Source organism: Halomonas sp. BC2 (assembly GCF_002078115.1).
GTDB lineage: Bacteria > Pseudomonadota > Gammaproteobacteria > Pseudomonadales > Halomonadaceae > Vreelandella > Vreelandella stevensii.
The window spans coordinates 132,886-137,726 of sequence record NZ_LFGT01000023.1 but is presented as its reverse complement, the minus strand read 5'-3'; the positions used below and the strand labels follow the sequence as shown (position 1 = coordinate 137,726).

Sequence of the window (4,841 nt, the reverse complement as noted above, 5' to 3'; positions counted from 1 at the left end):
CGGCCCTGGCCGAGCAGCTGGGCTGGCCGCTGCTGGCCGACCTGCAAAGCCAGCTGCACGGCGACCCGCGCCACCTGGTGCACATGGACCTGGCCCTTCAGGACCCGCAGGTCAGCGCCGAGCTGGGCCGCGCCAACGTGCTGCTGCAGTTTGGCGGCCGGCTGATTTCCAAGCGCCTGACCCAGATGATTGCCCGCCACCCCTGGCAGCAGGCGTGGCTGGTCGACCCGTTACCCCAGCGCCTGGACCCGGACTTCACCCTTACCCAGCGGCTGGTGTGCACGCCCGCCGAGGCCATCGCCACGCTGCCCGCAGGGCCCACCCAGCTCCCCTGGCATACTCTGGCACGCCTGCAGCAGCGCACCCGCCAGGGCATCGAACGCTATACGGCGGAGTTTTCCGAGCTGGGGGTGTGTCATCAGCTGGCCCAACTGGCCAGAGGGGCGCTGTTCGTGGGCAATAGCCTGCCCGCCCGGTTGATGAACATGCTGGGCTCGACCCGTTCGACGCCGCTGCGGGTGATGGCCAATCGCGGAGCTTCGGGCATCGATGGGCTGCTGGCCACCGCGTATGGCTTGGCCTGCACGACTGATGAACCCACCACGGTGATTCTGGGCGACACCAGCGCGCTTCACGACCTCAACAGCCTGGCGCTGCTGGCCAGGGCCCAGGCGCCGCTGGTCGTGGTGGTGCTGAATAACGATGGCGGCAGCATTTTCCACATGCTGCCGGTGCCGGACGAAGGCGACCTGCTGGAGCGCTACTATCGCCAACCCCACGGGCTCGCGTTCGAGCATGCGGCGCGCATGTTTCACCTGAACTATGCCGCACCGACCACGCTGGCGGCGTTTTGCGAGGTCTACACTCAGGCGCTGGAGGCCGGGGTGACGCTGATCGAGGTCACGGTGCCCCATCAGCAGGCCACCGATGCGTTGCAGGCTCTGGGCGCGTGGCTCAGGGAGGCACCCGATGCATCATGACCCTTCGCCGCCCTTTACGCTGGTGATGCTGCACGGCCTGCTGGGCGATCAGCAAGATTGGCAAGCGCTTGGCGAGGCGCTGGAACAAGCGCTGCCGGGCGTGCGCTGCCTGGCGCTGAACCTGCCGGGGCATGGGCAGCCCACAGTGCCTGCGGTGGGCTCCTTTGCGGATTTTCATGACTGGCTTGGCGATACGCTGGCCGAGGCGGGCGTAGTGCGTTATGGCCTGCTGGGCTACTCCCTGGGTGGCCGGCTGGCGCTCTATCATGCCAGCCAGCGGCCCGCCGGTTTGGAGGCGCTGTGGTTGGAGAGCGCGCACCCCGGGCTGGCCGCGCCAGAGCGGGAAGCGCGCCGTGCCCACGATGAGCACTGGGCGCAGCGCTTTGAGCAGTCGCCACTGGCCGACGTGCTGACAGCATGGTACCAGCAGCCGGTGTTTGCCGATTTGACGGCCTCACAGCGCCAGCGTCAGATTCAGCGCCGGTTGGCCAACCATGGCCCCGCCGTGGCGCACATGCTGCGGGTCACCTCGCTGGGTCGGCAGCCCTCTCTCTGGCAGTGGCTGGCCGAGACCGACCTGCCAGTGGGCTATTTCTCCGGCCTGCGGGACCACAAGTTCAACACCCTGGCCAACCGCCTGGCGCAGCACGCGCCGCGCCTGCGCCACTGGGCGCTGCCGGGCGGCCATAACCTGCACGTGGAACACCCCAAGGCCATGGCAGGGCATTTGGCACAGCAACTGGCGCAGCACTTCGCACAAACGCTGCCGCGCTGAGGCGCGGCAAGCGCATGGTGCACTGAGTCAGTACGTGGCTCACTGAATCAGCAGTAGCCAGGGCAGACCAATGGCCAGCCAGGCCACTAGGAACAGCAGCCCGAAGATGGCCCCCAGGCGCCAGTACAGCGCGCTGGGCAAGTAGCCGCTGCCGTAATACACCGGGCTGGGGCCGGTGCCATAAGGGGTCAGGATGCCCATGAAGCCCAGGGTGGGCAGCAACAGCAGAATGAACAGCTGCATGTCCAGCCCTGCAATGCCTGACGCCGCCGCCAGCATGACCGGCAGCAGGGCAGTCACGTGGGCGGTGATGCTGGCGAAGAAGTAGTGCAGAACATAGAAGATGACCACCAGGGCGACCATGGCCAGCAGCGGGTCGAAGTGGCTGATCTGCCCACCTACCAGGTTACCGAACCAGCCCACGAAGCCCACCTGGCTCAAGCCACCCGCCAGAGCCACCAGGGTGGCAAACCACACGAAGGTGTTCCAGGCGGCGCGGTTGTCGAGAATGTCGTTCCAGCTCACCATGCCGGTCAGCAGCATGCCGCAGATGACCACCAGCCCCACCAGCGACGCCGATACCCGGTCGCCAGCGAAGATCCATAGCAGCAGCGCGGTGACCACCATGATGACCAGCACGATTTCGTGGCGGGTCAGCGGGCCCAGGGTCTGCAGTTCCCCTTTCGCCCAGTCGGAGATCTCATGCCCGGCCTTTACCTCCGGGGCGCACAGCCAGTAGCACAGCAGCGGCACCAACAGCAGCAGAAGGACCCCCACCGGCACCACCGCCATGAACCACTGCCCCCAACTGATATGGATGCCCGTGGCGCTTTCGGTGAGTGCGATGGCCAGCAGGTTCGGCGCCAGGGCGGTGAGAAACATCGAGCTGGTCACGCAGGTGGCCGCAATGGCGGTCCACATCAGGAAGCTACCCATACGCTTCATGCTGGGGTCGTTGGGGTGCGAGTCGTACAGCGGCGGCAGGTTACGAATGACCGGATAGATGGTGCCTGCGCTGCGCGCCGTGTTGGACGGCGTAAAGGGGGCCAGAATGCCATCGGCAATCATCACCGCGTAGCCCAGGGTCAGCGTGCGCTTGCCCATGGCGTGTACCAGCCACAGCGAGATCCGCCGCCCCAGCCCGGTTTTTTCATACCCCAGGGCAAACATGAAGGCACCGAAAATCAGCCAGACGGTAGCGTTGGTGAAACCCGAGACCGCCCAGGCGAAGGCCTGGTTGGCGGCGTTGAAGCCGTCGTTGGCCAGCTGCTCCGGGGAGAACAGCACCCAGCGGGAAAGCAGCGCCACCAGGGTAACGCCGACCAGCCCGATGACCGCGCCGGGCAGGGGTTCCAGAATCAGGCCGACCACACAGCCCAAAAAGATGGCGAAAAAGTACCAGGCATGGGGCGGTAGCCCGGCCGGGGTGGGCAGCAGGGCGATCACCAGCGTGGTGGCCAGTGGCGCGAGCAGCGGCCAGCGAGAGCGGAGCGAAGTGCTGAGGTTCATGGCGACCTCTCGATAAGGTTATCGGCAAGCCGTAGCGCCTTGCCTGAGTGAGCACAGCAGAGATGAGATCCAGCGTGGTGTTTCACGGGTGTCAGGGAAAGCATAGGCAAGGCAAGTCGCGGTTTATTTGATCTATATCAATCATGCTTTAGATCAAGGCCGAGGGCCTGTCGGGCTGTGATAACGTCGCTTCATCAGCAGGGCGGCAGGCCGTGCGCTGACCGGCGTCGCGTCATGAGAATTGCGTCATGAGAAGTCCGTAATGAGAATTGCGTCATGAGTAGTGCAGCCGCACAAGGGGGTGCCATGCAGCAGCAGGATGTGGATATCGTCATCGTCGGCGGTGGGGGCGCTGGCCTGCGGGCCGCCATCGCGGCCGCCGAGCAGGCCAAGCAGGGCGGTCACGCGCAGCGCATTGCGCTGGTCTCCAAGGTGTATCCCATGCGTTCCCACACGGTGGCGGCCGAAGGGGGCGCGGCGGCGGTGACCAGTGACGAGGACTCGTTTCAGGCGCACTTCGACGACACGGTTTCCGGGGGTGACTGGCTGGTGGAGCAGGGCGTGGTGGACTACTTCGTGCGCCACGCCTACCAGGAGCTGGTGCAGATGGAGCGCTGGGGCTGCCCCTGGAGCCGCCAGCCCGATGGCCGCATACAGGTGCGCCGCTTTGGTGGTATGAAAACCGCGCGCACCTGGTTTGCTGCCGACAAGACCGGCTTCCATATGCTGCACACGCTGTTTCAGACCTCGCTGAAATACCCCGAGATCGAACGCTTCGACGAGTACTTCGTACTGGACCTGGCCGTGCACGAAGGGGCCGTGGTGGGCGTCATTGCTCTGCAGGTCGCCACGGGTGAGCTGCTGCTGTTGCGTGCCAAGGCGGTGGTGTTGGCCACCGGCGGGGCGGGGCGGCTGTTTCGCTTCAACACCAATGCGGGCATCGTCACCGGTGACGGCATGGCCATGGCCTACCGCCACGGCGTGGCGCTGCGCGACATGGAGTTCGTGCAGTACCACCCCACCGGCCTACCCGGCTCGGGCATCCTGATCACCGAAGCGTGCCGGGGGGAAGGCGGTATTCTGCTCAACAAGGAGGGGTACCGCTACCTCCAGGACTACGGCCTGGGGCCGGAAACACCCTTGGGCAAGCCGGAAAACAAGTACATGGAGCTGGGCCCTCGGGACAAGCTCTCCCAGGCGTTCTGGCAGGAGCAGCAGGCCGGGCGTACCGGCAAGTTTGGCGACAGCGACGTGGTCTATCTCGACCTTCGCCACCTGGGCGCCGACTATCTGCATGAGCGCCTGCCGTTCATCTGCGAGCTGGCCAAATCCTATATCAACGTCGACCCCGTCAAGGAGCCGATCCCGATTCGGCCTGCGGTGCACTACACCATGGGCGGCATCGAAACCGATCCCCAGTGCGAAACGACCATTGCGGGGCTGTACGCCGCCGGGGAGTGTGCCTCGGTAGGCCTGCATGGGGCCAACCGGCTGGGCTCCAACTCGCTGACCGAGCTGCTGGTTTTTGGCCGTTTGGCCGGGGAGCAGGCCAGCCAGCGGGCTGCCCGCACCGACTG

General features: G+C 65.7%; 3 protein-coding genes and 1 pseudogene. 3 read left to right on the top strand and 1 reads right to left on the bottom strand.

Annotated elements, in window-relative coordinates:
- Both B7L71_RS14325 and menH read left to right on the top strand, forming a co-directional pair.
- A partial coding sequence (locus B7L71_RS14325; RefSeq protein ID WP_249273272.1) for a thiamine pyrophosphate-dependent enzyme occupies positions 1-980 on the top strand: 980 nt, incomplete at its 5' end.
- Positions 970-1,755: a 2-succinyl-6-hydroxy-2,4-cyclohexadiene-1-carboxylate synthase gene (gene menH / locus B7L71_RS14320; protein ID WP_081138774.1), complete on the top strand. Its 786-nt coding sequence runs from the start codon at positions 970-972 to the stop codon at positions 1,753-1,755. The genes B7L71_RS14325 and menH, both read left to right, overlap by 11 nt.
- 39 nt (positions 1,756-1,794) lie before the next feature.
- Here the strand turns inward: menH and B7L71_RS14315 are convergent, their stop codons facing one another.
- On the bottom strand, positions 1,795-3,264 hold the full coding sequence (locus B7L71_RS14315) for an anion permease (protein WP_081138772.1): 1,470 nt from the start codon (positions 3,262-3,264) through the stop codon (positions 1,795-1,797).
- 306 nt (positions 3,265-3,570) lie between these two features.
- On the opposite strand from B7L71_RS14315, the pseudogene B7L71_RS14310 reads away from it, so the two are divergent.
- Positions 3,571-4,841: pseudogene (locus tag B7L71_RS14310) on the top strand (FAD-binding protein); the annotation flags it as partial.